This is a genomic window from Rhodophyticola sp., from assembly GCF_965284195.1.
Taxonomy (GTDB): domain Bacteria; phylum Pseudomonadota; class Alphaproteobacteria; order Rhodobacterales; family Rhodobacteraceae; genus Rhodophyticola.
In genome coordinates, this window is sequence record NZ_CBDIRM010000001.1 from 268,181 (window position 1) to 293,668 (window position 25,488).

General features: G+C 64.1%; 20 protein-coding genes. 7 read left to right on the forward strand and 13 right to left on the reverse strand.

Annotated features, from left to right (window positions below):
* Positions 1–93: 93 nt before the first annotated feature.
* A complete protein-coding gene (locus ACQ651_RS01430; protein ID WP_430447974.1) occupies positions 94–3,096 on the reverse strand; it encodes a valine--tRNA ligase in 3,003 nt (1,000 codons plus the stop codon).
* 153 nt (positions 3,097–3,249) lie between these two features.
* On the opposite strand from ACQ651_RS01430, the gene ACQ651_RS01435 reads away from it, so the two are divergent.
* On the forward strand, positions 3,250–5,550 hold the full coding sequence (locus ACQ651_RS01435) for a xanthine dehydrogenase family protein molybdopterin-binding subunit (RefSeq protein WP_430447976.1): 2,301 nt from the start codon (positions 3,250–3,252) through the stop codon (positions 5,548–5,550).
* The gene (locus ACQ651_RS01440; protein ID WP_430447978.1) at positions 5,537–6,604 is read left to right on the forward strand and encodes a DUF2235 domain-containing protein; all 1,068 of its coding nucleotides are present in this window, start codon (positions 5,537–5,539) and stop codon (positions 6,602–6,604) included. Before ACQ651_RS01435 ends, ACQ651_RS01440 begins: the two co-directional genes overlap by 14 nt.
* A gap of 78 nt (positions 6,605–6,682) precedes the next feature.
* Here ACQ651_RS01440 and hrpB read toward each other — a convergent pair whose 3' ends face one another.
* The gene (hrpB, locus tag ACQ651_RS01445; RefSeq protein WP_430447979.1) at positions 6,683–9,094 is read right to left on the reverse strand and encodes an ATP-dependent helicase HrpB; all 2,412 of its coding nucleotides are present in this window, start codon (positions 9,092–9,094) and stop codon (positions 6,683–6,685) included.
* Positions 9,095–9,298: 204 nt separating this feature from the next.
* Here hrpB and meaB point away from each other — a divergent pair, with 204 nt between their 5' ends.
* Both meaB and radC read left to right on the forward strand, forming a co-directional pair.
* Entirely contained in the window at positions 9,299–10,291 is a 993-nt protein-coding gene (gene meaB, locus ACQ651_RS01450) for a methylmalonyl Co-A mutase-associated GTPase MeaB (RefSeq protein WP_227284181.1), read from the forward strand.
* Between the two features lie 138 nt (positions 10,292–10,429).
* Positions 10,430–11,314 carry a RadC family protein gene (radC, locus tag ACQ651_RS01455; protein WP_375550454.1) on the forward strand — a complete coding sequence of 295 codons (885 nt, stop codon included), beginning with the start codon at positions 10,430–10,432 and terminating at the stop codon, positions 11,312–11,314.
* Positions 11,315–11,329: 15 nt separating this feature from the next.
* On the opposite strand, the gene ACQ651_RS01460 is transcribed toward radC, so the two are convergent.
* The 5 genes from ACQ651_RS01460 to dnaG form a co-directional block, all read right to left on the reverse strand.
* Entirely contained in the window at positions 11,330–11,614 is a 285-nt protein-coding gene (locus tag ACQ651_RS01460; RefSeq protein WP_430447981.1) for an HlyU family transcriptional regulator, read from the reverse strand.
* A gap of 4 nt (positions 11,615–11,618) precedes the next feature.
* Positions 11,619–11,984, reverse strand: a complete 366-nt coding sequence (locus tag ACQ651_RS01465; protein WP_430447983.1) for a YigZ family protein — start codon at positions 11,982–11,984, stop codon at positions 11,619–11,621.
* A gap of 215 nt (positions 11,985–12,199) precedes the next feature.
* Positions 12,200–12,691 (reverse strand): mismatch-specific DNA-glycosylase, encoded by a 492-nt coding sequence (locus ACQ651_RS01470; RefSeq protein WP_430447985.1) that lies wholly within the window; start codon positions 12,689–12,691, stop codon positions 12,200–12,202.
* A gap of 1 nt (position 12,692) precedes the next feature.
* Positions 12,693–14,684 carry an RNA polymerase sigma factor RpoD gene (rpoD, locus tag ACQ651_RS01475; protein ID WP_430447987.1) on the reverse strand — a complete coding sequence of 664 codons (1,992 nt, stop codon included), beginning with the start codon at positions 14,682–14,684 and terminating at the stop codon, positions 12,693–12,695.
* 85 nt (positions 14,685–14,769) lie between these two features.
* Positions 14,770–16,692, reverse strand: coding sequence for a DNA primase (dnaG, locus tag ACQ651_RS01480; protein WP_430447989.1), 1,923 nt, complete (start codon positions 16,690–16,692; stop codon positions 14,770–14,772).
* A 154-nt stretch (positions 16,693–16,846) separates the two neighbouring features.
* Here dnaG and ACQ651_RS01485 point away from each other — a divergent pair, with 154 nt between their 5' ends.
* A complete protein-coding gene (locus ACQ651_RS01485) occupies positions 16,847–17,065 on the forward strand; it encodes a pilus assembly protein (RefSeq protein WP_430447990.1) in 219 nt (72 codons plus the stop codon).
* A 524-nt stretch (positions 17,066–17,589) separates the two neighbouring features.
* A complete protein-coding gene (locus tag ACQ651_RS01490) occupies positions 17,590–18,042 on the forward strand; it encodes an MmcB family DNA repair protein (RefSeq protein WP_430447992.1) in 453 nt (150 codons plus the stop codon).
* Between the two features lie 196 nt (positions 18,043–18,238).
* On the opposite strand, the gene ACQ651_RS01495 is transcribed toward ACQ651_RS01490, so the two are convergent.
* Positions 18,239–18,427 (reverse strand): DUF6324 family protein, encoded by a 189-nt coding sequence (locus ACQ651_RS01495; RefSeq protein ID WP_121896857.1) that lies wholly within the window; start codon positions 18,425–18,427, stop codon positions 18,239–18,241.
* Between the two features lie 104 nt (positions 18,428–18,531).
* Here ACQ651_RS01495 and ACQ651_RS01500 point away from each other — a divergent pair, with 104 nt between their 5' ends.
* Complete coding sequence (locus ACQ651_RS01500) at positions 18,532–19,452, forward strand: bifunctional helix-turn-helix transcriptional regulator/GNAT family N-acetyltransferase (RefSeq protein ID WP_430447994.1); 921 nt, start codon at positions 18,532–18,534, stop codon at positions 19,450–19,452.
* 78 nt (positions 19,453–19,530) lie between these two features.
* Here the strand turns inward: ACQ651_RS01500 and ACQ651_RS01505 are convergent, their stop codons facing one another.
* The 5 genes from ACQ651_RS01505 to ACQ651_RS01525 form a co-directional block, all read right to left on the reverse strand.
* Complete coding sequence (locus ACQ651_RS01505; protein WP_227284174.1) at positions 19,531–19,947, reverse strand: hypothetical protein; 417 nt, start codon at positions 19,945–19,947, stop codon at positions 19,531–19,533.
* A 306-nt stretch (positions 19,948–20,253) separates the two neighbouring features.
* A complete protein-coding gene (locus ACQ651_RS01510) occupies positions 20,254–21,165 on the reverse strand; it encodes a glycoside hydrolase family 26 protein (RefSeq protein WP_227284173.1) in 912 nt (303 codons plus the stop codon).
* Positions 21,166–21,169: 4 nt separating this feature from the next.
* The gene (locus ACQ651_RS01515; RefSeq protein WP_430447996.1) at positions 21,170–23,044 is read right to left on the reverse strand and encodes a glycosyltransferase family 2 protein; all 1,875 of its coding nucleotides are present in this window, start codon (positions 23,042–23,044) and stop codon (positions 21,170–21,172) included.
* Positions 23,028–24,026 carry a UDP-glucose 4-epimerase GalE gene (galE, locus tag ACQ651_RS01520; RefSeq protein WP_227284171.1) on the reverse strand — a complete coding sequence of 333 codons (999 nt, stop codon included), beginning with the start codon at positions 24,024–24,026 and terminating at the stop codon, positions 23,028–23,030. Before galE ends, ACQ651_RS01515 begins: the two co-directional genes overlap by 17 nt.
* Entirely contained in the window at positions 24,026–25,063 is a 1,038-nt protein-coding gene (locus tag ACQ651_RS01525; protein ID WP_430450294.1) for a UDP-glucuronic acid decarboxylase family protein, read from the reverse strand. Before ACQ651_RS01525 ends, galE begins: the two co-directional genes overlap by 1 nt.
* Positions 25,064–25,488: the final 425 nt, after the last annotated feature.

Below are 25,488 nucleotides of genomic sequence, written 5' to 3' on the forward strand. Positions count from 1 at the left end.
GAAATCCTCGACTGGTCTTTGTGATCAAGGGTGCCGGGCCCGGGCGGCAGGCGCAATGGCGGACATCCACGGTCCCGCCTCGCGCCGCGCCGCTCACCCGATCTCCTCCAGCCGGGCCAGCGCGTCCCGGATCTTGCCCTCTTCCTCTTCGCGCGAGGCAAGGTTGTTGCGGGTTTCCTCGACCACCTCCGCCGGGGCGCTTTCGGCGAATTTCGGGTTGCCGAGGCGTCCGCGCAACCCGCCCAACTCCTTGGCCAGCTTGCCGAGGAGCTTTTCCAGCCGGGCCTTTTCCTCTTCCACGTCGATGATATCGGCAATCGGCAGGCCGAAGACACCACCCTCCACCGCGACGGTCACCGCGCCCTTGGGCAGGGCGTCGACAACGGTCAGGCTGTCGACCCGGGCGATCCGCCGGATGATCGTGGCGTTCCGGTCCCATGCGGCCTGCCCCCCGGCATCCAGGTCCGCCTGCAGCAGCGGCACTTTCATCCCGGCGGGCACATGCATCTGCGCCCGGACCGAACGGATTTCGTCGATCAATCCGATGACCCATGTGATTTCGGCATCGGCCTCCGCATCGACCAGTTCTTCGCCATAGGCGGGCCAGTCGGCATGGATCAGCATCTTGTCGCGCGTGGCGATCTGGCCCCAAAGCTCTTCGGTGATGAACGGCATGACCGGATGCAGAAGGATCAGGCACTGGTCGATGACCCAGGCCATGGTGGCGCGGGTTTCGGCAATCACGGCGTCATCGCCGCTGGCGAACAGCGGCTTGGCGAATTCCAGATACCAGTCACAGACCTTGCCCCATGTGGTGGCGTAAAGCCCGCCCGCCGCATCGTTGAAGCGATAGCCCGCCAGCGCCTCGTCATGGGCGACGCGGGCGCGCGCGATCTCGCCCACGATCCATTTGTTGACCGTCTGCGTCACCGCGCCGGGATCGAAACCGGCGACCGGTTTGCAGTCGTTCATTTCCGCGAACCGGGCGGCGTTCCAGAGCTTGGTGCCGAAATTGCGGTAGCCAGCCACGCGCTCATCGGAAAGCTTCACGTCGCGGCCCATCGCAGCCATTGACGCCATGGTGAAGCGCAGCGCGTCGGCGCCGTATTTGTCTATCAGGTCCAGCGGATCGAGGACGTTGCCGATGGATTTCGACATTTTCCGCCCCTTCTCGTCCCGGACGAGCGCGTGGACATAGACATCCCGGAACGGGACTTCGCCCACCACCGCAAGCTGCATCATCATCATCCGGGCGACCCAGAAGAAGATGATGTCGAAACCCGAGATCAGGACGGAGGTCGGAAAATAGCGTTCCAGTTCAGGGGTTTGCTCGGGCCATCCCAAGGTGCCGATGGGCCAGAGGCCCGACGAGAACCAGGTGTCGAGCACGTCGGGGTCGCGCCAGACCGGATAGAGGAGCTGGGTGGGATCCTGATCCACCGTATAGGTCGCAAGGCTCTCCGCCAGCATCTGTGCGGCGGCAGAGCGATCCGGCGCCTCCACAACCCGCGCATGGTTCAGCGGCGCCGGAAGCGCCGCGATCACATCGGCGAACTGGCCCGTGACGCCATCGAAATCCATGGCGGCGTGGTGCCGTTCACTGCCTTTGAGCAGGGTCTGCGCGTCGAGCAGGCGGAACATCTCCACCTGATCAAGCGCATTGTCACCCTCGTCATCGACGAAACCACCGGCGCCAAGATCGAAGCCATACCAGACCGGGATCTGATGCCCCCACCAAAGCTGGCGCGAGATGGTCCAGGGCTGGATGTTTTCCAGCCAGTTGAAATAGACCTTCCGGTGCTGCTCGGGCATGATGTTCGTGCGCCCGTCGCGGACGGCTTCCAGCGCCGGCCCCACGATTTTCGCGGTGTCCACGAACCACTGATCGGTCAGGAACGGCTCCACCGAAACCTTGGAGCGGTCGCCATGCGGGACCATGTGCCGGTCCGCGTCGATCCCGTCGAGCCAGCCATTGTCTTCGGCCCAGGTGACAATCGCATCCCGTGCCTCGTAGCGGTCGGCCCCGTCCAGCCGTTCGATGGCCGCGGCGATCATGTCCTCCGCGCAGCCTTCGGCGAAATCCGCATTGCCGCGCAGCGCCATCGCGGCCTTGGTGTCCATCACGTTGATCACGCGCAGGCCCGTGCGCTGGCCCACATCCCAGTCGTTGAAATCATGGGCCGGGGTGATCTTGACCGCGCCGGTGCCCTTTTCGGGGTCCGCGTAGCTGTCGGCCACGATCGGGATCCGCCGCCCGGTGATCGGCAGGATCACGTGTTTGCCGACCAGATGCGCGTAGCGCCGGTCGTCGGGATGAACCGCGACGCCGGTATCGCCAAGCATGGTTTCGGGGCGCGTGGTGGCGACGGTCAGGTAATCGCGGGTCTCCGTGTCGGTGACGTTGCCGTCCTCGTCGAACTCGATCGGGTGTTCATAGGTCTCGCCATCTTCCAGCGGATAGCGGAGCCGCCACATGTATCCGTCCTTCTCGATCTGCTCGACTTCCAGATCGGAAATCGCCGTCTCGAAATGCGGGTCCCAGTTCACCAGCCGCTTGCCGCGATAGATGTAGCCCTTGTTGTACATCTCCACGAAAACCCGGATGACCGCGTCGTGGAAATTGCCCTCCTCCCCTTCGGGGGCATTGGGCGCGCCCGACATGGTGAAGGCGTTGCGCGACCAGTCGCAGGACGCGCCCAGACGCTTGAGCTGGGTGATGATCGTATCACCGCTTTCGGTCTTCCAGTTCCAGACCTTTTCCAGAAACGCCTCGCGCCCCAGATCGCGGCGGGTGGCGTTGCCTTCGGTGGCCAGTTTGCGCTCGACCACCATCTGCGTGGCGATGCCTGCATGGTCCTGCCCCGGTTGCCAGAGCGTGTCGAAGCCGCGCATCCGGTGCCAGCGGGTCAGGATATCCTGCAAGGTGTTGTTGAAGGCGTGACCCACATGCAGCGAGCCGGTCACATTGGGCGGCGGGATCATGATGCAGAAGGTTTCATCCCGCGATGCATTGGCGCCGGCCTTGAAACAGCCCTTCCGTTCCCAGTCCTCGTAGATCCGCGCCTCGGCCCGGTTTGCATCGAAGGTCTTTTCCATCGCCCTGTACCCTTGGGGTTCTTGTCCGTCGGAGGACCATCTAGCGAACGGCGCGGGAAAGGCCAAGCCTCGATGGAGACGCGGGCCCTCTGGACACTGGCGCGCGGGTCGCTAATCTCAAGGCTGAAGCAGAATGCTGCGAGGATACACCCCATGACGAAATTCGGAACCAGCCAGCCGGTCACCCGGTTGGAGGACACCCGCCTGCTGACCGGCCACGGGCGGTATATCGACGATGTGGCCCCGAAGGATGCGCTGTTCGGCCATGTGCTGCGCAGCCCGGTCGCGCATGGAGAGATCACGGCTCTCGATCTGACCGGGGCGCGGGAGGCGCCGGGCGTGCATCTGGTGCTGAGCGCCGCCGACCTGGCGGAGGCCGGTTTGCCCAACGCGATGAAGTTCTCCACGGTGAAAAACCGGGACGGATCGGATGGCGCGGCCCCGGCGCGGCCCATTCTGGCCGAGGGTCGGGTGCGGTTCGTCGGCGAGCCCATCGCCTTCATCGTGGCCGACAGCGTCGCTGCGGCGAAAGATGCCGCCGAACTGATCGTGTTCGATTTCGAGGAGCTGGAGCCGCATATGGAGCTGCGCCCCGGCGGCCCCGAGCTGCATCCCGAAGCGCCCGACAACGTGGCCTATGACTGGGCGCTTGGCGACGAGGCCGCGACGGAGGCGGCGCTTGCGGCATCGGCGCATCGCGTGCGGTTCGAGATCGAGGACAACCGGATCATCGTGAATTCGCTTGAGCCGCGCGGCTGCTACGCCGAGACGGATGGCGACAGGCTGCATCTGGCGGTGAACGGGCAGGGTGTCTGGGGCACCAAGGCGGCGCTGGCCAAATGGTTCGGGCTTGAGGCCGGAAACGTGCGCGTGACGACGCCGGATGTGGGCGGCGGGTTCGGCATGAAGGGTATGGATTACCCCGAAAGCTTCATGGTTGCCCATGCCGCGCGGGTGTTGGGGCGCCCGGTGCGCTGGATGTCCGAACGGACCGAGGCGATGCTGAGCGACAATGCGGGCCGGGATCTGGTTTGCGTGGCCGAGCTTGGCTTCGATGCCGATTACAGGATGACGGGCTACCGGATGACCTCGCTGTCGAACATGGGCGCCTATAACTCCCAGTTCGCGCAGCCGATCCAGAGCCAGCTTTTTTCCCGCGTGCTGACCGGGGTCTACGATGTTCAGGACGTGTTCATGAACAATCGCGGCGTTTACACCAACACGACCCAGGTGGATGCCTATCGCGGCGCCGGCCGTCCGGAGGCGATCTACACGCTGGAGCGCGCGATGGATTATGCCGCCCGCGAGCTTGGCGTCGATCCGCTGGAACTGCGCCGCAAAAGCTTCATTCAGCCCGATCAGTTCCCCTACAAGACCGCCGTGGGCGAGCTTTACGATGTGGGGGAGTTCGACCGCCTGCTGACGCGGGCCGAGCACGAAGCGGATCTGGCCGGCTTTGCCGCGCGCAAATCCGTCGCGGAACGGGCCGGCAGGCTACGCGGCCTCGGGATCTGCTATTACATCGAAAGCATTCTGGGCGATCCGAGCGAGACCGCCAGGATCGAGCTGACACAGACGGGTGCGCGGGTCTATGTGGGCACCCAATCCAACGGGCAGGGCCACGAAACCGTCTATGCGCAGTTCGTGCATGACCAGACCGGCCTGCCGATCGAGGCGATCGAGATCGTGCAGGGCGATAGCGACCTCATCGCCCATGGCGGCGGCACTGGCGGCAGCCGGTCGGTGACCACGCAAGGCACCGCGCTGCGCGTGACGGGGCGGGCGCTGATCGCCGGGCTCGTGCCCTTCGTCGAGGGGATGCTGGACGCCAAGGATGTGTCCTTCGACTCGGAGGAGGGCGTGTTCCGCACGCCGGGGTCGAACACGGTCGTCACGCTTCTGGAGGCCGCGGAAGCGGCGCGGGCCGATGGTCAGGCGGCGCTCTGCGTGGCGGAGGAGACCGGCAAGCTCCCCGGCCGCTCCTATCCGAACGGATGCCATATCGCCGAGGTGGAGATCGACCGCGACACCGGCGTGACCGAGGTTGTGCGCTACACGGTCGTCGACGATTTCGGCAACCTGATGAACCCGATGCTGGCCGAAGGGCAGGTGCATGGCGGTGTGGCGCAGGGGATCGGTCAGGCGATCACCGAACATGTAGTCTATGATGAAACCGGCCAGTTGCTGACCGCGACCTTCATGGATTACGGGATGCCGCGCGCCGACAACATGCCCTTCGTGGCGTTTCACGCAGAGCCCGTGCCCTCCACCGCCAACGAGCTTGGCATGAAAGGCTGCGGCGAGGCGGGGACGGTCGGCGCGCTGGCCGCGGTTGCCAACGCGGTGCAGGATGCGCTCTGGCCGCTCGGCATCCGGCGCGTGGACATGCCGTTCACACCGGCGCGTGTCTGGGCGATGCTGCAAGAAGGAGAAAGGGGCATTGCTGCGGAATAGCCGCCTCTGGACCCGATGGAAGGGCTTTCGCAACGCGCCGCCGCCGGTCCGGCTGGCCCATGTGCCCGCGCCCCGCTGCCACGTCGTGCTGCTCGATGGCACGATGTCGAGCCTCAGGCGCGGATGGGAGACGAACATCGGGCTGACCTACCGGTTGCTGTCCGAACTGGGCCCGTCCTCGAATGTGACGCTCTATTACGAACCGGGTATCCAGTGGCGCGGCTATCGTCGCGCGGTGGAGGTCCTGGCGGGTGTCGGCATCGACCGGCAGATCAAGCGCGCCTATCTCTTTCTGGCCCGCAACTATCGCCCCGGTGACCGGATCGTTCTGATGGGGTTTTCCCGCGGCGCCTATGCCGTGCGGTCGCTTGCCGGGCTGATCGACAGGATGGGCCTGCTGCGCGCTGCACAGGTGGAGGAGGAGACGCTCGCCCGGGTCTATGAGCATTACCGTTCCGACCCGGACGGGCCGCGCGCCGCGGCTCTGCGGGCGGCGCTGTGCCACCCGCAGGTTCCGATCGCGTTTTTGGGGGCCTACGACACCGTGCGCGCGCTTGGGCTGAGATGGCCACTGGTCTGGCGGTTCATGCAACAGGCCCACCCCTACCATTCCGATGCGCTCGGCCCCTCGACCCTGCAGGCGCGCCACGCGCTGGCGATGGATGAAACCCGCGATGTCTATGCGCCGGTTCTGTGGAGCGTTCCCGAGGCGCGCGCCGGGCAGGTTCAACAGATGTGGTTCCGGGGCGCCCATGGCGATATCGGCGGGCAACTGGGCGGCTGGCGGGCGGCGCGGCCGCTGGCCAACATCCCGCTGGTCTGGATGCTGACGGAGGCCGAGGCCGCGGGCCTGCCGCTGCCGGAACACTGGCGGATGCGCTACATCACCGATGTGTCGGCGCCATCGGTCGGGACGACATCGGGGTGGGGCAAGATGTTCCTGTCCCGGCACCGCCGGATCATCGGGCGCGACCCGTCCGAGCGGATACACCCGACCGCACGCGCCGCGGCGGTGGCGGCGGGCCGGGTCCTGCCCCCGGTGGGCGTAACCTGACAGTGTCCGCAGGGATGGCGCCCGGCCCGCACCGCGGCATGGCAGATGCGACGGCGCGCGAGAGAGACCGCGGGCCGGTCACTTTCTCCGGCTGGCACGCAATGTGGGGTCTGCATGGCGGGGGTCTTCGGGCCAGGGATGCTTGGGGTAACGGGCGCGCATGTCCTTTCGAACCTCTGCATAGGAGCCGTCCCAGAAACCCGGCAAATCCGTCGTGATCTGGATCGGACGGTTCGCGGGCGACAGAAGGACAAGCTTGAGCGGCAGCCGGTCCGGACCGATCCGGGGATGTTCGGTGGTGCCGAACACCTCTTGCAGGCGCAGCGCGATCTCGGGCGTCCCGGTGCTGTAATCGATCGCTGCGGCCCGGCCGAGCGGCGTTTGCCAGGCCATCGGCGCAAGCTCGTCAAGCCGTTGCCGGCGCTCCCAGCCAAGATCGGCCCTCAGCGCCTCGGCCACATTGAAACGGCTGAGATCCCCGGCGGATTTCAGGCCCGACAGATAGGGCGCGGCCCATCGGTCCAGACCGTCCAGAAGCGCCGCGTCAGACATGTCGGCCAGTCCCGCAAACCCGATGCGCGCCCGCAGGAGCGTTGCCTCCCTGCTCCAGTTCAGCGCGCCCAGACCCAGATCGCGGATGCCCGCGACAAGCGCTTCGGCCACCGCCTCCGCCGGGGCATCGGGCCAGATCCGGTCATCCAGGATCAGGGCGCCGAGGCGCTCCTGCCTGCGGGCCATGACCCGGCGATCGCGGCGCGACCAGTCACAGGTTTCATGCCACGCGATCCGGTCCGCATGGAGCGCGCGAAGGGCGCTTTCGCTGATCGGGATCGCCTGCCGGATGCGGGCCTCCCGCGGGTCGCCGTCCAGATCGGTGACAACCAGAAGCCGCTGGCCCGCCAGAGGATCGCCATCGGGCAACATCGCGCCCTTGCCGCCCGACAGCAGGTAGCGCGGCGCATCGCCCGTGCGGCGGAGCGCGATACGGTCCGGATAGGCCAGCGATGCCTGCTCCGCCGGGTCGCGGGACGGGCCGGATTCAAATCGCGACAGGCGTTTGGCTTCGGTTCTGATCCGTGCCAGCGCCGCCCGGTCGGCATTGGCGGGCACGACGCCCTGCAATGCGCGGAGACGAAGTGCCAGATCGCTGCCCTGTCCGCGCAGCGGGTCGCGTTCGGACAGAAGGGCCGCGAGCATGGCAGCGCCGGTTCCGCCAAGGGTGAGCATATGGCCGAGACGCGGGTGAAGCGGCAGCTTGGCCAGCGCCCGGCCATGGGCGGTGATGCGATGATCCGCATCGAGCGCGCCAAGTGCCGCCAGAAGCGCCCGCGCCTCGGCCAGTGCCCCGTCGGGCGGCGGCGTCAGAAAGGCGAGGTTTTCGGCGCTGCCCCATTCGGCAAGATCGAGCGCGAGACCGGTCAGATCGGCGGCCTCGATCTCGGCGGGCGGGAAGGCGGGCAAGGCGCCCTCCGCGCCGTTGGTCCAGTTGCGATAGCAGTGACCCGATGCGGTACGCCCCGCGCGGCCCCGGCGCTGATCGGCCTCGGCCCGGGAAACCGGCTCCGTCACCAGACGCGACATGCCCGACGCGGCATCGAAGCGCGCCCGGCGCGCCCGCCCGCCATCCACCACCACGGTGATATCGGCCAGCGTGAGCGAGGTTTCCGCGATGGCCGTGGCCAGAACCAGCTTGCGCCCGTGGCTTGCCGGGCGGATCGCGGCGCGCTGATCGGTCAGGCTCATCGCGCCGTAAAGCGTATGCAGCGTGACATCGGCAGGCAGATGGGGGGCGACAAGCCCCGCGACACGGCGGATCTCCCCCTCACCGGGAAGAAAGGCCAGAAGACCGCCCCGGGTTTCGCCAAGGGCACGGCGGATCAGATCGGTCATGGTCGTCTCGAACCGCTCCGTCCGTGCGGGTGGCCTGTCGCGCCAGATCGTTTCGACCGGAAAGGCCTGCCCGGCAGAGGAGATCAGCGGCGCGTTGTCGAGAAGCTGCGCGACGGGTGCGGCATCGAGCGTTGCGGACATGACCAGGATCAGCAGGTTGTCGCGAAGCGCCTGACGCACCTCCCAGGCAAGTGCGAGGCCCAGATCGGCGTTGAGCGAGCGTTCGTGGAACTCGTCGAAGATGACGGTGCCGACGCCGGGCAGATCGGGCGCGTCTTGCAGCATCCGGGTGAGAATACCCTCGGTGACGACCTCGATCCGCGTCGCGCGGCTGACCGCGCTGTCGCCGCGTATCCGGTAGCCGACGGTCTGGCCGACCTGCTCGCCAAGGGTCTGCGCCATGCGTTCGGCGGCGGCCCGCGCGGCAAGCCGGCGCGGCTCCAGCATCAGGATCCGCCCCTTCGACACATCGGCCTGAAGCAGGGCGAGCGGCACGCGGGTGGTCTTGCCCGCGCCCGGCGGCGCTTGCAATACCGCGCGCCGCTCTGTCTCCAGAGCGTCAAGAAGCTCTGGCAGGATGTCCTCGATCGGGAGTTGCATGGTCTGGGTCTGTCTGCTTGTCCGCACCCGACCATAAAGGAAGGTCCGATCGGCCGCCGTCAACACCCCCTCTGTGGCCCCGGGGGTAGGCGGGCGGCCCTCGGCGCGCGCGCCTCTGCCACGCCCGCACTGGACAGACCCCGACCGGAGCGGGCAAGAAGCAGGACGGATACTCGAAATCAGGATCGGGAAGACAGACCTCCGATGACGCAAGCAGAGCCCCTGAACGGCGATCTGGCGGCCCGTGTGCTGGCCGGGGAGCGCCGTGCCCTGGCCCGCGCGGTGACGCTGGTTGAAAGCACGCGCGCCGATCATCGCGCCAAGGCGGCGGCGCTGCTGGAAACGCTGAGGGGCCATGGGCGGCAGGCCCTGCGCATCGGCCTTTCCGGCACGCCGGGGGTGGGGAAATCCACCTTTATCGAGGCCTTCGGGATGATGCTCGTGGCCCGCGGCCTGTCGGTCGCGGTGCTGGCGGTGGATCCAAGCTCCACCCGCTCGGGCGGCTCGATACTGGGGGACAAGACGCGGATGGAACGGCTTAGCCGGGAGCCGTCCGCCTTCATCCGGCCCTCGCCCTCCCTGTCCCATCTGGGCGGCGTGTCGCGCCGCACGCGGGAGGCGGTGGCGCTGTGCGAGGCGGCGGGGTTCGATGTGGTGCTGATCGAAACCGTGGGCGTGGGCCAGTCCGAGACGATGGTGGCGGAGATGTGCGACATCTTCGTGCTGCTGCTGGCCCCGGCGGGCGGCGATGAGTTGCAGGGCGTCAAGCGCGGGATCATGGAGATCGCCGACCTGATCCTTGTGAACAAGGCCGACGGGGAGTTGAAATCGGCCGCCACACGCACCTGCGCGGATTACGCTGGTGCGCTGAGACTGATGCGCAAGCGGGCGCAGGATCCGGAAGGGTTCCCCAAGGCGCTGCCGGTTTCGGCGCTTCGGGACGATGGGCTGGACCGCGCCTGGGAGGAAATGCAGGCGCTCGCGGACTGGCGGAAGGCGAAAGGTCACTGGCAGGGCCGACGGGCAGAGCAGGCGGCACACTGGTTCGAGGAGGAGGTGCGCAGCGGGCTTCTGGCGCGGCTTCGGACCGACCGGGAGGTGAAGCGCAGAATGGCAGAAACCGGCGCGCGCGTGGCCGACGGAGAGATCAGCCCCGACGCGGCGGCCCAGGAAATGCTGACCTGGCTCAAGGGGTAACCCCCCGGGATCGCCACGACCTGCATCCCGCTTAATCCTGCGTTAACTAAATTTGGGAATTCTCCCCCCGGGGTCGGACAACGGCCCGGTGCTGGCCGCATGGCCGGCTGCTGAGACGCGGCGACGGTAGGGGATCAGATGGCAAATCAGGAAACGGGCCGGTCGGTATCCGGCATGCGGGGCGGCTTTTCCGAAGAGGCGCTGCGCGGCCTCAGCGATCTGGAAGCGCGCATTCCGCCCGCGGATGCGGTGACCAGTGCGGCCTTCACCCGCCCGTTCCGGAAGACCGAGCGGCTGTCGCAGGATGCCGCGGCGGGGGGCGGGCTTCTGATCGACAAGACGGGCGGCGTGCGGCCGCATTACTGGGGCCACCGCGCGCGTCTCAGAACCCGGTTTCTGTCGGGTGGCCACAAGGCCATGCCCGATTACGAGCTGCTGGAACTCCTGCTGTTCAACGCGATCCCCAAGATCGACGTGAAGCCGCTGGCCAAGCGGCTGCTGGAAAGCTTCGGCGATCTCAACGGCGTGGTTGCGGCCAGTGAACACAGGCTGCTTCAGGTCGCGGGCGCGACGCCGAAAGTGTATCTGCAACTGCGTATCGTCGAGGCATTTGCCCACCGGATGGCGCAGGCCCGGGTCCTGCACCGGGAGGTCGTCTCCTCCTGGGATGCTCTGGTCAGCTATTGCCGGACCACTATGGCACATCGCGAAACGGAGCAGTTCCGCGTGCTGTTTCTGGATCGCAAGAACGTGCTGATCGCCGATGAGGAACAGGCCAGGGGAACGGTCGATCACGTGCCCGTCTACCCGCGGGAGGTGGCGAAACGGGCGCTGGAACTGTCGGCCTCGGCGATCATTCTGGTCCATAACCACCCGTCCGGCGACCCCACGCCAAGCCCGCAGGATATCGACATGACGCAACGCATCGCGGATGCCTGCGGCGCGATCGACGTGTCGATCCACGATCATGTGATCATCGGCAAGGATGCGGAGGTATCGTTCCGGGCGGAGGGGTTGTTCTAGGCGCTCCCGCGGGGTCTAGGGCCCGAAGATCGTATCGCCCTGCTCCTTGATCATCTGTCTGGCCTTGGCGATGGAGATGGCCGTCGCTTCGTCCAAAGAGGCGACCAGATCGGCCCGGATCATCTGGTGGGTCTTCACCTCGCCATCGATCTCCTTCTCGATCCGCGCCGCGATGCGGTGGCCGCCCGCCTCTTTCACCGGCGCCGGGAAGATGCGGAACCCATCATGCTCGATGGGGTCGGCCTGCGGGGCCGCCGCACCGGTTTTGCCACCGCCGAAGAGCTTGGAGAAGATCGACATGAAGTTAATCCTGTTGGTCCATCCGGTCGAGGTAATGTGTAACGCAATCCTGCACCCGGCGGAACCTGTCGCCGCCCAGATGGGTGCCGCCGAACCAGCGGGTGACGATGATGATGTGGTTTTGCAGCCTCGCCCGTTCCAGCATCCGCACGATCACCATGCCCGCGCCGGCTTCTCCGTCATCGTTCTTGACGGGACCATCGGGGGTGAGCAGAGCCCATGTATTGTGGGTGGCACGCGCGAATTTCTTGTTGCGCTTGAGGGTCTTGAGGAGGGCGAGGGCCTCGGCCTTGGTGGCGGCAGGGGCACCGGAGACGGCGTATCTGGAGCCTCGGTCGGTGAGAATGGCGTCGAACGTGGTGAGCGGCATACAGGCCGATCTAGCCGAAACCCGTCCGAAGGAACAGCGCAAAGCCGGACGCGGGCTTGCCCGTGGGATGGCGCAGCTACGATGGGGCGGCGCAGTTTATGCCAGCCAGATCTTTGCTTGCGATGACCGGAGCGCGAGGTGCCCAAAGCGCCAGCCCGCCGGGACGGGCAGGCGCTCGCCCGGCGGCCTATGGCCTTGGTTCCGGGCGGGCGGCTTCATTCGTTAGTGGTCAGATCGGTGGCCAGGTCTTGCCATGGTGAGATAGACCAATACTTGTTGGCGGCGCCAGAGGTGGAAGGTAAAATCCAGACATCGGGAAATCCATCGATGGCATAGCGTCCGAAACCGCCGACGGCTTGTTTTCCAAGGAATTCTTGGGCAGCACGTTTGCCGTTGAAGGCCAGTCTTCTTGGCTCCCATTCCTCAAGAAGCTGTGTCAATTGACGTGTAACAAAGGCATCGCGAGTGATTTGGGAATCCATCCCGGAAACCCTTTTGGCAAGATCGGTCAGGCCGACGGCGTAGTCCAATACATCCCTATCGCTTTCAGGTGTGAGAAGTCGGTCTGTTATCCCGACTTCATACAATACCTTCCAGAATTTGTTGCCACGCCCGGCATAGTAGTGACCGATCATGCCTGACCGGCGGCCCGCAGCGGTTCCACAAAAAAGAACCTTCAGCCGTGGCGCCAGATAGTCAGGCAACATCTCACTGATCCAGGAAACTCCGCAACTTCCTGCTCCGGCTCGGATGTTTCAGCTTCCGCAAAGCCTTCGCCTCGATCTGACGGATCCGCTCGCGGGTCACGCTGAACTGCTGGCCCACCTCTTCAAGCGTATGATCGGTGTTCATCCCGATGCCGAAGCGCATGCGCAGCACCCGCTCCTCGCGCGGCGTGAGGCTCGCCAGAACCCGGGTCGTCGTCTCTTTCAGGTTCTCCTGAATGGCTGAGTCCAGCGGCAGGACGGCGTTCTTGTCCTCGATGAAATCGCCAAGCTGGCTGTCTTCCTCGTCGCCGATAGGTGTCTCCAGGGAAATCGGCTCCTTGGCGATCTTCATCACCTTGCGGACCTTCTCCAGCGGCATCTGGAGCTTTTCGGCCAGTTCCTCGGGTGTCGGCTCGCGGCCGATCTCGTGCAGCATCTGGCGGCCCGTGCGGACCAGCTTGTTGATCGTCTCGATCATATGGACCGGAATACGGATCGTGCGCGCCTGATCGGCGATGGACCGCGTGATTGCCTGACGGATCCACCAGGTCGCGTAGGTGGAAAACTTGTAACCGCGCCGATACTCGAACTTGTCGACCGCCTTCATCAGGCCGATGTTGCCTTCCTGGATCAGGTCCAGGAACTGCAGGCCGCGATTGGTGTATTTCTTGGCGATGGAGATCACCAGACGCAGGTTCGCCTCGACCATTTCCTTCTTGGCCTGGCGCGCCTCTTTCTCGCCCTTCTGAACCTGGTTCACGATCCGGCGGAACTCATTGATATCAAGGCCCACATAGGTGCCGACCTGCGCCATGTCGGCCCGCAGCTCCTCAACCTTGTCACGGCTCCGCTCCATCAGCGCCTGCCAGCCACGACCGGAGTTTTCGGCCATGCGGTCCACCCATGTCGGGTCCAGCTCGTATCCGCGATACGCCTCGATGAACTCACGGCGGTTGATCCGGGCCTGATCGGCCAGTTTCACCATGCCGCTGTCGATCGACATGATCCGGCGGTTGATCCCGTAAAGCTGGTCGATCAGCGCCTCGATCCGGTTGTTGTGCAGATGCAGCTCGTTCACCAGTTCCACGATCTCGGAACGCAGCTTCTGATAGGCCTTCTCTTCCTTGGAGGAGAAGCTGCTGTCCTCGTTCAGCGTGGCCGAGATCCGCAGATCCTGCATCTCGCTCAGCTTGACATAGTCGCGCGCGATCAGATCGAGGGTTTCCAGAACGCGCGGCTTCAGCGCGGCCTCCATCGCGGCGAGGCTCATATTGGCCTGATCGTCCTCGTCCTCTTCATCGTCGGTGGCGATCGGGTTGCCGTCGGCGTCCAGCTCGGGCTGGGCCTCGCCCTCCTTCTTGGCAGGGGCGGCATTGTCGTTGGACACGGGCGAGGCGACGACCGGCTCGTCATCATCGCCTTCCAGCGTGCGGCCGAAGGTGGCGTCCAGATCGATGACGTCGCGCAGCAGGATGTCCTCGTCCAGCAGTTCGTCGCGCCAGATCGTGATCGCCTGGAAGGTCAGCGGGCTTTCGCACAGGCCCGCGATCATCGTGTTGCGCCCGGCCTCGATACGCTTGGCGATCGCGATCTCGCCTTCGCGGCTCAGCAACTCGACGCTGCCCATCTCGCGCAGATACATGCGCACCGGGTCATCGGTGCGGTCGAGTTTTTCGGTTTCGGTCGCGGAAACGGCCACCTCGCGGGAGGACGAGGTTTCAACAAGATCGGTGCCTTGCTTGGTGTCGTCGCCGTCTTCGGCTTCGTCATCCTCGATGATGTTGATGCCCATCTCCGAGAGCATCGACATCACGTCCTCGATCTGCTCGGAACTCACCTGTTCCGGCGGCAGGACCGTGTTGAGCTGATCATAGGTGATGTAGCCTCGCGTCCGGGCCTCGGCGATCATCTTCTTGACGGCGGCCTGGCTCATATCCAGGCTGATATCGGCCTCTTCGCCGTCCTGTTTGCGATCGTCGGTGTCTTTGGCCATGCGCGATATCCTTTTCCTACGGGGTGATTCGCACCCGCACCGTTAGTTCATGTCATAGCGCGAATCACTGATTCGCACACCCACGTCACCTTTTTTTCTTCTCCCAGGCACGGCCGTCTATCAAGCTGCGCAGATGCGCCGACAGCGCGGCCCGATCCTCGCCCTGATCCGCGGTCTCCGGCGGGGTGGGGTGATCTGCGCGATGCCGGGTCCGTACGGCGTGGTTCAGCCGCCAGGACAGGTGCGCGTCTTCTTCGGTCGTCTCCAGATCTTCCAGCGCCTCGGTCAGTTCATGGTCGATCCCGCGCCGCGCGGCGAGTTTGGCGAATTCCTCAAGCAGACACCGTGCGGCCTGGCCTGCGTCCCCATCGGCGCGCAGGAAGGGTGCGATGCGCACATGGCCGAGCGAAAGCAGGTTTTCAAGGGTTTGCCGCAGATTTGCCGTGTCCAGTTCGGCGGAAAGACGGTCTGCGTCCCGGATTTCGGTCTGCAGAAGATGCCGGGCCAGCCGGGCCTGGTCGGCATCATGCGGCGCGAGCCGGTCGAGATCGGCCTCGAACTGGTCGATGAGGGCGGGAAACCGGCAGAGCGTGGCAAGGATCAGCGCCGACCGCAGATCCGCATCGCCCAGAGACCCCGCGGCCAGCGCGGAGGCGCGGGTGGCCGCCACGGGGGCGGTGTCTGTCTTCGGCCTGAAGCCGCCGCGGGTCTGGCTCCGGCGCTGACCCTTGAACAACTGCCAGCGAAACTCATTGATCGCCTCGCCATAATGCCGCTTCAGGGACGGATCCTGAATCCGGCCGATCGCCGTGCGAAGCGTCTTGTCGAGGGCAGCCCGGCGTTCGGGGCTGTCGAAGATCTTGCCTTCGGTTTCCCTTTGCCAGAGCAGATTGACCATCGGCTGCGCCGCCGCGATCAGCCCGCGCATGGCGTCCGGACCTTTCGCGCGCAGCAGGTCGTCGGGGTCCATGCCGTCAGGCATCAGGGCGAACCGAAGCGATTTGCCGGCTTCCAGCATCGGCAGCGCAAGATCGACGAGACGCATCGCGGCGCGCAGGCCGGCGGTGTCGCCATCCAGCGCGATGACCGGCTCATCGGCCATGCGCCAAAGAAGCCGCAACTGGTCTTCGGTGATCGCGGTGCCAAGCGGTGCGACCGTCGCCTCGAACCCGGCATGGGCCAGCGCGATCACATCCATGTAGCCTTCGGCCACGATCAGCGGCTGACCCTTGCCCGCCGCTTCGCGGGCCGGCCCGTGATTGTAGAGCGCGCGGCCCTTGTCAAAAAGATCGGTCTCGCGGCTGTTGAGATACTTCGCCTGCGCCTCGGCGGCCATTGCCCGGCCGCCAAAGCCGATGCAGCGCCCGCGCGCGTCGCGAATGGGGAAGATGATCCTGTCCCGGAACGCATCATAGGGCGCCCGCCCGTCTTCGGGCTGGCGCGCGATATCGGCCGCGATCACCTGATCCGCGGCAAATCCCTTTTCAGTCAAAGCCTTAAAGGCCGCATTCTGCCCCGCGGGCGCAAAGCCGATTTCGAACCTGTCAAGCGCCGCCTGATCCAGACCGCGGCCGGACAGGTAATCGCGCGCCGCGCCGCCGCCGGCCGTTTTCAGTTGCAGGCGGAACCAGCCCACGGCCGCTTCGGTCACCTTCGCCAATTCGCCCAGATGATCGGCTTTTTCCTGAGCCCGCGGGTCGCGTTCCGGCATCGGCATGCCCGCGTCCTGCGCCAGCATGCGGACGGCCTCCATGAACGATACGTTCTCCGTCTCCTGCACGAATTTGAAGGCATCGCCACCTGCATTGCAGCCAAAGCAATGATAGAATCCCTTGCGGTCATCCACATGGAAGCTGGCGGTCTTCTCCTGATGGAATGGGCAGGGCGCCCACATGTCCCCCTTGGCCTGGTTCGATTTGCGGGTATCCCACGTCACCTTGCGTCCCACGACCTGCGTCAGGGAAATGCGCGTGCGCAATTCGTCAAGGAAACCGGGAGGCAGACTCATGTGCTGGAGTATTGGGGCGGCCACGGGCGAAGTCCAGCGGGGTGCGCGCCCCGCGCAAAATGCAAAACCACCCCAGAAAGGCCACAGATTTGGCCTAATCCAGCGCTAGCAACATGGTTAACGGGGTGCGTAAACAAAGAATGAGGACATTATCGTGTCTTTTGTCAAAACCTTCATGGGGTCCGAGAGCGGCGCCGTTACGGTCGACTGGGTCGTACTGACGGCCGCCCTTGTCGGGCTTGGAATTGCCGTTGTCGCCGTGGTCGTGGCCGGGGTTCGGGAACCCACGAACAGCCTGAACACCCATCTCGGCACGGACATCACCGGTATGCATGACTGGACGGGTGCGCCGCCAAACGATCCGAACGGCTGATCCGGGCGGGCAATTTGCGCGGCGGGGCGCCTCGCCGCTCACACGTGTTTGGGCCGGTTCCGGGGTTGCGTTCGGTTCGCCCCACATCTCCACATTTCAGTATAACGGGTTCGGGTCGACGCCGCGGGTATGATCCGACTGCCCGCGTTGCGTGCATCGGCCTGATCCAGCGGCGTAGCGGCGCCGAGCGGACGTGCCGCTGATTTCGGATTGATGCGGCGGGACCACGCAAACCGTCGGGGTTTTCATTCCCGAGGACCTGTTAGTACAGGTGGGCGCCAGGTAACCGGACCAGGGTCCGGACAGAGCCAGCTCCCTCGGAGATGTGTAAGGCCACCGGAATCGTGCCCCATATGACAAGAAAGGCAGTACCCGCCTGTTGTGCCAGATAGGCGGTCTGCCCTCTCTGAGCAAGGGCGCAGTTCACTTTGGGCGATCTGAAACGGCGGATCGCGTCCGCCGTCGGCTTCGCCCGCGTTCCGACCCGGCTTGATTTTTGTTCACCTATTGTTCATGCTTGAGCCATGCCGGATGACCTCTCTCCTTCAACGCCCCGCCCCGGTCAGTTGTTGGCCCGCGGCGTGTGCCGCCATCTGCGAACCCATGATTTTGCCGTGCTGGAGGAATTCTCGCCCGAGCGGGGCAAACGGGTGGATGTCATGGCCCTGGGGCCGAAGGGTGAATTATGGGTGGTGGAGTGCAAATCCTCCCGCGCGGATTTCACCTCCGACGCGAAATGGGAGGGGTATCTCGATTGGGCCGACAGGTATTTCTGGGCCGTCGACGAAGCTTTCCCGACCGATCTTCTTCCCGACGGGACGGGATTGATCATCGCCGATGCCTATGACGCGGAAATCCTGCGGTTCGGGCTGGAGAGCAGGTTGGCGGGGGCAAGACGCCGGGCGCTGACCCAGCGGTTTGCCCGCCATGCGGCCCTGCGTTTGCAGGGCCTTCGCGATCCGGAGGCGATTATCTGAGATCGGCAACGGGGGGCTGACTCCGCAGTTCAAGCTCCAAGGGCTGCACCTTCCGGTCCGCGTGATGGTGGGCGCGGTGAGGATCGGCGCCGCAAGATCAGGACATGATCCATTGCCGGGCACCGCCGGGAACCGGCATCTCGGTCCGGATCGACCTATAACAATTTTATATCAATTTCGGCGGAAGCACCCGCGCCTATTTCGCCATTTTCCGGGCCGCCTCGGCGGCGGCGCGCAGCTCGTCGGCGATTTCCAGCGCCTCGTCCGGATCGAAATCGAGCGGCAGGTCCACGCCGTCGCCTTCGATATATATACGGACCATGCCAAGCGTGGTGGGGCCGATCTGCAAATTCGCGGCCAGGTCGCTTTCTTTGTTGATGCTCATCGGGCAGGTCTCCGCGCCTTGGGTGCGGCGATGCAGGTAGCCCCTTGCGATTTGCGAGACAAGAGGCAAATACTTGCCTAAGGCAAGAATAAAGAGGGGACGGCATGGATGCAATAGACCGGATCAGGGCTTTCAACCGGGCTCATACGCGGCGTCTGGGCCTGCTGCGCCAGGGATATCTGGAGGCGGGCCTGAGCCTTGCCGAGGCCCGGGTGATCTTCGAACTGGCCGACGGGTTCGGCTGGACGGCCGGGGCGCTGGCCCAGCATCTGGGCCTCAACGAGGGCTATCTCAGCCGGATGCTCGGTCGGTTGCAGAAATCGGGGCTTGTGGAGAAGACCCGGCATCCCCGCGACCGGCGGGCCCAGATCCTCGGGCTGACGCGGGAGGGGCTGATCCGCGCCGCGGAGTTGACGGCCCTGTCGCGGGCGCAGATCGCGGAGTGGATCGAGGGCCGGGCGGAGCCGGACATCGCGGCGCTGGTGGCGCGGATGGAGGCGGTCGATGCCGCCCTGTCGGAGGCAAAGACCGCCGCGCCGCAGATCGAGCTGCGCGATCTGGCGATCGGCGATGCGGGCTGGCTCATCGAACAGCACGGCACGCTTTATGCCCGCGAGGCGGGGTTCGACGCCGGGTTCGAGGCGCTGGTGGCCGAGATCCTTGCCGATTTCATCCGCACCCGGGCCCGGTCCTGCGAGCGGGGATGGATCGCATGGTCGAACGGGCAACGCATCGGGTCGATCTTCTGCGTGAAGGGCCCGGAGCCGCGGGTGGCCAAGCTGCGCCTGTTCCTGCTTCTGCCGGAGGCGCGCGGCAGGGGGCTGGGCCAGCATCTGCTTGATACCTGCATGAGCTATGCCCGTGCGCGCGGATACGACCGGCTTGTTCTGTGGACCCACGAAAGCCATCGCGCCGCCTGCGCGCTTTACGAAAAGAACGGATTTGCCCTTGAAAGCGCGGTGCCGGTCCGCGCCTTCGGTGTGGACCTGGTGGAACAGCACTGGTCGATCGGGCTGACCACGTGACCGGACAGGGGGAGCGGGCCAGGCCGCGCGGGACATGCGCACGGCGCCGACGGTCGCTCTATTCGAAATGGCCGGGGGCTAGTTGCTGTAGCAGCGCGACCGGTGGCCGAACCCGGCGGGGGAACAGATGTAGCTGCCATTGCCGATGACCCGCACACGCACGGGACGCACCTGACGCGGCTGCGCGCCGGAGAGCAGGTTGAGCCCACTGGTGTTCGCCCTCGGGCGTTGTGGCTGTACCGGGGCCACTCGGTTGGCGGCCACGAATTGCCGGGCACTGATGATCTGGTTGGCCACGACTCGCTGGCGCGTTTCAGCCTGCCGCAGACTCACCTGACGCACGGGTGCCGTATACATGGCCAGATGCATGGCGGTGTGAATACTCCCGCCCTCATCCGGTTCTGCCGTCGCCAGCGGCGCGGAAACAGCAAGCGCCGCCGCCAGAACGGACATTTTGAGCACACGAAAAAGCGGTCTCAGAGTAGCGGTTTGCATCCAAACCTCCTGCATCGGTTACCTGCACGCGGCCGATGTATCGGTCGACCGGCCTGAGACCTTGGTACTGTCAGGAGCCTAACAAACCGTTTCTCACGCAGCACAAAGGTCGCGGAGATTTGGGGCTGAATGAGGGCCGCAGGTTGTTGATTCAGTGAGGAAATGGCGTCGAAAATACGCATAAAGTCGTGCAAAACCCCTTGAAAACAAGGGGATTCGACACGCCTTCAAAGGCGACCAGAGGCCGCTTATGGTGCAGAATACAGAGCGGGATTCCGCTGCTTCAGGCCGAAGCCCCGATCAAGGTTATTCGACGACGTGTTGGGAGAACCGCCAGTCGGGCAGCCCGAAATCATCGGGCCATGGATAAACCTCGGTCTGGTTGAAGTAGATCACGGCCTCAAGTGCCGGGAAATCCGCAATATCCTGACGCACGTCGTTCATCCAGCGGGTTACGTACTCAACATCGCCGCGAAAGCCGAGTTCGGCCACCACGATCGGCTTGCCGAATTGCAGCGCGCGCTCGTAGCGGGGGGCGAGAATGTCGCGAAAGCGTTGCTCCTCTCCGAGGATTTCCTGTTCCCAGGCCTGCAGGCCGAAGACCGAAAGGCCCACCACATCCACATAATCATCGCCCGGGTAATAGTTTTCGAACCCGGTCAGGCCGAGGGGCGACCACATGTAATCGATATCCTGCGCCGCGGCCCGGCACACCGTTACCATGCGCTGATAGGCGGCGATAAAGACCTCCGGTTCCCATGCGGCCCAGATGAACTGCCCCGAGCGGTCCTCCATCTCCTGACCCCAGCGGACGGTCACCGGGCTTGAGAATGTGTTCAGGACCGCGCAGATCGTCGCCATGTTCTCGTCATAGGCGCCCTCGTTGATGCCGGCGATGAGCACCTCCGGCGAGTTGCGTTCGTCACGTGTCCAGGTCCAGGGTTCGATCGTGACCAGAACGGAACGGTTGCGGTCGCGGGCATATATGTCCGCAAGATCCAGCGAAGGGAGGAACACATCCTCCCACGGCAGGAACAGATGTTCGATCTGGACATCCGGGTCATCGGTGAATTCCCCGTTCGGATCGTAGACGCCGAAGGGCAGGTCGCCCGGCGGAGCGGCGAAGGCCATGGGTGTCACCGCGCCCAGAATTACGCCCAAGGTCGCAACCCATGGCCAGGTGCGGTTCGAAAGATCGGTGCTCTTTGGGTAAGTCATAGAATCAATCCTCTCGGTTCGGGGGCGTTCCGCTCGACCAACCCGGGTCGAAGACCATATGTACGGTCCCGGGACGTCCCATTCCGGCGCCAGCAACAACATACTCGGTCCGAACCAGTTGGAACGGTTCAAGACCCACCATCAACGCATACGAGCTTTCGACGCCGCGGATCGTGGCGGCGAAGAAAACCAAAGCTGCCAGCACAGGCGGTGCCGCGATTTGCGTGACGGCACGTATCCCCACCTGTCTTACATTCAGTCCCGCAAGTTTAAAGTGATGTATCACCACGACGCCAACGATTATCGCGTAGATGGTGCCATTCAGCAGCGTCAGTAGATAGAAGCCGCGCGCATCGATCAGGTCGTCGACCAGCAGAACCGGCAAAAGACATCCCAGCGCCAAGGCGACATAGGGCAGGATCACCCGCATCGGCAATTGCGCCTCGGCGGCCTCTCCCTTGGGGGTGATCCGGAAGTCGACGAAACCGCCGAAGAGACGGTCACGCAGCGCCATGATGCATTCCCAAAGCACCCAAGGCCATTGTATGGCCAGAAACAGCGCCTTTTCCCAGCTCAGCACCTTGCCGTCGGTGGGTCGGAAAAAACCGTCGGCCCGAATGACATAGGCGATCAGCGTGATTGCCAGAGCCGGAGCCAGGGCATGAGCGAAAAAGGCCGGGTAGGTGACATTCGCATAGCGAATATCGAACAGCACGGCCACGACGGGGATGAGGTACAACGTCAGCATGAACAGCGCGAAAAGCGGATACAGCATCTGGCAAAACAGAAACTGCAGTTTCAGACCGGGGCTGAGACGGGGCAGATAGTCAGGTGTGTAGCGCAACAGAAGCGTCACAAGGCTGCGAGACCATTGAAATTCCTGTGTGCAAAGATCGGTGATCGTCGCAGGGCCGTCGCCCTCGGCGATCGCGTCAAGCGCATGGACCCCACGCCAGCCACCGGCATTCATCAGCATGGTCGTGGAGTGGTCTTCGGCCAGTTCCGGTCCCAGTCCACCGACCTCGCGCAGGGCCTTGGTGCGTACGGCGTAATGAGATCCAATGCACATGGGAGCCATGGTGCCGCTATATCCGGTCTGGAAGACACCGTGGAACGCGGCCTCGGTATACAACCGGGTGCGCGCGGCCCAGCTCTCTCTGGCATTCTGGGAGCATATGCTCGGGGCGCTGACATAACCGATGCGGGGGTCGGCAAAACCGCGCATGATTTCGGTCAGATATGACTGGCGCGGCACGTGATCCGCGTCCAACTGCGCCACGAAATCATAATTCTCATAGCCGTAAGTGTCATAAAAGAAGGCCAGATTGCCTTCCTTGCAGCGGGTCCGGCGGGGCCATTCCGTGCGGTGATAGTCCGGCTGCCCTTTCCGGGTCGATATCTTCACACCATGGGCTTCGCACCAGGCGATCGTGTCTGGTGCGGGGTCTTCATCGGCCAGCCAGGTGTCATGTGGATAGGTCTGATCGAGCATTGCCTGCAGCGTGCGCCGGACGATCGAAAAAGGTTCGGAAGGCGTTTTTGTCACGATCATCGCGACGCGAACCTTCGCCGGATCGGGCGGGTCGACCGCCGGCACCTTGGCCTGACGGAACACGGCGATGAAGAATATCTGCAGGAAGAAGAGCCAGCCGAGTGCGGCGGTTACGACCCAGTATCTCGACCCTTCGATGATATGTTCCGGTCTGAGCCACCACGCCCAGAACCATACCGCGGCAATGGCCCAAACCAACGCCAGAAGGTTGTATTTCACCCGCTTTCGTCCGGTGAACAGCGGTTTGAGATAGGGATGCGGCGAAGCGGCGGGCGGCGGTGAGCCGGACAGAGGTGCTGCGCCGGGCATGTCAGGCACAAAGGTCATCAAAAACCTCCAGCCCAAATCCCGGCGCAGCGTGACGCAATATCGTTTCGATGTCCGAATACTGCGTCACGAACCCAAGAACGCGGCGTGCTTGGGTTATATCGGCCACAAGGATCGGCGGGTCGCCCGGGCGGCGCGGGGCCGCGCGCCAAGGCATCTTCCGACCGGTGACATCTTCGATTGCGGTGGCGATCTCAAAGATCGAAAGCCCCCGGCCGGTGCCGAGATTCAGTGCAATATCCGGTTTGCCATCAGCCAGATGCTGCAAGGCAAGCACATGCGCCCTGGCCAGATCGGTGACGTGAATGTAATCGCGGATACAGGTGCCATCGGGCGTATCGTAATCGGTGCCGAACACATCGAGCGCGGGCCGCTGCCCGGCGGCCGCCATCAGCGCCAGCGGGATCAGATGGGTTTCGGGGTCATGGCGTTCGCGGAGATCGGCCTCCGGGTCGGCCCCGCTGGCGTTGAAGTACCGCAAAATGGCGAAGCGCAGCCCATATGCGGCGGCGTGATCGCGGATCATCTGTTCGCCCATCAGCTTGCTGTGCCCGTAGGGGTTGACCGGGCGCTGGGCCGAGCCTTCGGTGATGGGCAGTTGATCGGGAATGCCATAGGTCGCACAGCTTGAGGAAAAGACGATCTGGCCGGCGCCGGCCATGTCCATCGCGCGCAGAAGGGAGATAAGCCCGCCCACATTCAGATCATAGTAAAGCCCCGGATCACCCACCGACTCGCCAACATACGCAGCTGCCGCGAAATGCATGACAGTGTCGGCGCGATAGGTGGCGATCACCTTGGCGAGCCCCTCGGTATCCCGGATATCGAGCTGTTCGAGAGGGCCCCATTTCACCGCGTCGGAATGGCCGGTACGCAGATTATCCACTGCGACGGGCAGATACCCTGCCGCAGAAAGGCATTTGCAGGCATGGCTGCCGATGAACCCGGCGCCGCCGGTTACGATGACGGGTGTCGCAGACATCACTGACCCGCGGAAGCAGTGACGGCGTTGATTTTGGACAGCTCCGCCGCGAAATAAGGAATGGTGCGCGACAACCCCCCCGCTAGATCGCATTGCGGGCTCCAGCCCAAAAGCGTCTTTGCGGTCGAGATATCGGGGCGACGCTGGCGCGGATCATCCTGCGGCAGGTCACGGAAGCTCAGCGTCGAGGAGGAGCCCGTCATGTCCAGAACGATCTTTGCCAGTTCCAGCACCGTGAATTCGCCGGGATTGCCGATATTGACCGGCTGAACAAGATCGGCGGGAGAATGCATCAGCTTCACGAGGCCGTCGATCAGATCGTCGAGATAGCAGAACGATCTTGTCTGAGACCCGTCGCCATTGACCGTGATCTCGTCGCCGCGCAGCGCCTGCACGATGAAATTGGACACAACACGCCCGTCACCGGGGTCCATCCGAGGGCCGTAGGTGTTGAAGATTCGGGCGATTTTCACTTCGACGCCAAACTGGGCGTGATAGTCGTGAAACAGGGTTTCGGCCGCCCTTTTGCCTTCATCATAGCAAGAGCGCGGGCCCTGAATGTTGACGTTGCCGTGGTAGTCCTCGCGCTGCGGGCTGACCAGCGGATCGCCGTAGACCTCCGAGGTCGAGGCCTGAAGAATGCGCGCACCCTTCTTGCGTGCAAGATCAAGCAGATGGCACGCGCCGAAGACGTTTGTTTTGAAAGTATGGATCGGATCGATCTGGTACTTTGGCGGGGAGGCCGGGCAGGCCATGTTGTAGATCAGATCAATCGGCCCCGGAGGGGAATAGGGCTGCGTCACGTCATGGGTGACCAGCTTGAAATTCTTGTGAGGAAGGAGGTGGTGAATGTTCGTGAACCGCCCGGTGGACAGGTTATCCAGGCAGATCACGCGGTCGCTGTTTTCCAGGTAGTGTTCACAGAGACTTGAGCCGAGAAAGCCCGCGCCACCGGCAATCAATACGGTTTTGGGGTTTGGCCGGGCAATTGACAAAGCTTGACTGGCCCGCGAAATGGCGGGTGAACCGGAAGACATACGCATTACCTTTTCCCACGTTCTGCGGGTAACGATTTGTGCGCTCTGCTCAAATATGGCGGTCGCCTAGCTGTTTTGCTGCTTACACCGCGGATAGCGCTTTCGGAAATTGGCTTCCCGTAGAGTTCTTGCGTTACTCACATCTTAAAAAGTTGGACATCGATAACTCCGCACTAGGACAGGCGGAAATCCGCTCGTCAATCTTTTGTTAACCTTTTGCCCTAAAACTGCCACTTTTGGACAGGTTCATACACGTATAGGTTGTATTTTGACCTTTTCACACGCTGATAAATGGCGAATCGGTGGGTTCTGGCGGGAAAATTGTCGTCTGCGGCGCCGAATCGTTCCCCCTGACTTGCGGCTCTGGCTGGGGTCGAGCTATTGAGCATTGATGGAAGGCGCGGAAATCCGCCTAGAAAAGATTG

Excerpts from the sequence above, each read along its gene's own strand:
- ACQ651_RS01495 (WP_121896857.1), bottom strand. The coding sequence starts at position 18,427 with ATGAGCATCAACAAAGAAAGCGACCTGGCCGCGAATTTGCAGATCGGC.
- galE (WP_227284171.1), bottom strand. The coding sequence starts at position 24,026 with ATGTCTGCGACACCCGTCATCGTAACCGGCGGCGCCGGGTTCATCGGC.
- ACQ651_RS01505 (WP_227284174.1), bottom strand. The coding sequence starts at position 19,947 with ATGCAAACCGCTACTCTGAGACCGCTTTTTCGTGTGCTCAAAATGTCC.
- ACQ651_RS01465 (WP_430447983.1), bottom strand. The coding sequence starts at position 11,984 with ATGCCGCTCACCACGTTCGACGCCATTCTCACCGACCGAGGCTCCAGA.
- hrpB (WP_430447979.1), bottom strand. The coding sequence starts at position 9,094 with ATGCAACTCCCGATCGAGGACATCCTGCCAGAGCTTCTTGACGCTCTG.
- ACQ651_RS01470 (WP_430447985.1), bottom strand. The coding sequence starts at position 12,691 with ATGTTGCCTGACTATCTGGCGCCACGGCTGAAGGTTCTTTTTTGTGGA.
- dnaG (WP_430447989.1), bottom strand. The coding sequence starts at position 16,692 with ATGAGTCTGCCTCCCGGTTTCCTTGACGAATTGCGCACGCGCATTTCC.
- ACQ651_RS01525 (WP_430450294.1), bottom strand. The coding sequence starts at position 25,063 with ATGTCTTCCGGTTCACCCGCCATTTCGCGGGCCAGTCAAGCTTTGTCA.
- rpoD (WP_430447987.1), bottom strand. The coding sequence starts at position 14,684 with ATGGCCAAAGACACCGACGATCGCAAACAGGACGGCGAAGAGGCCGAT.
- ACQ651_RS01490 (WP_430447992.1), top strand. The coding sequence starts at position 17,590 with ATGCCGGATGACCTCTCTCCTTCAACGCCCCGCCCCGGTCAGTTGTTG.
- ACQ651_RS01515 (WP_430447996.1), bottom strand. The coding sequence starts at position 23,044 with ATGACCTTTGTGCCTGACATGCCCGGCGCAGCACCTCTGTCCGGCTCA.
- ACQ651_RS01500 (WP_430447994.1), top strand. The coding sequence starts at position 18,532 with ATGGATGCAATAGACCGGATCAGGGCTTTCAACCGGGCTCATACGCGG.
- meaB (WP_227284181.1), top strand. The coding sequence starts at position 9,299 with ATGACGCAAGCAGAGCCCCTGAACGGCGATCTGGCGGCCCGTGTGCTG.
- ACQ651_RS01435 (WP_430447976.1), top strand. The coding sequence starts at position 3,250 with ATGACGAAATTCGGAACCAGCCAGCCGGTCACCCGGTTGGAGGACACC.
- ACQ651_RS01430 (WP_430447974.1), bottom strand. The coding sequence starts at position 3,096 with ATGGAAAAGACCTTCGATGCAAACCGGGCCGAGGCGCGGATCTACGAG.
- radC (WP_375550454.1), top strand. The coding sequence starts at position 10,430 with ATGGCAAATCAGGAAACGGGCCGGTCGGTATCCGGCATGCGGGGCGGC.
- ACQ651_RS01510 (WP_227284173.1), bottom strand. The coding sequence starts at position 21,165 with ATGACTTACCCAAAGAGCACCGATCTTTCGAACCGCACCTGGCCATGG.
- ACQ651_RS01460 (WP_430447981.1), bottom strand. The coding sequence starts at position 11,614 with ATGTCGATCTTCTCCAAGCTCTTCGGCGGTGGCAAAACCGGTGCGGCG.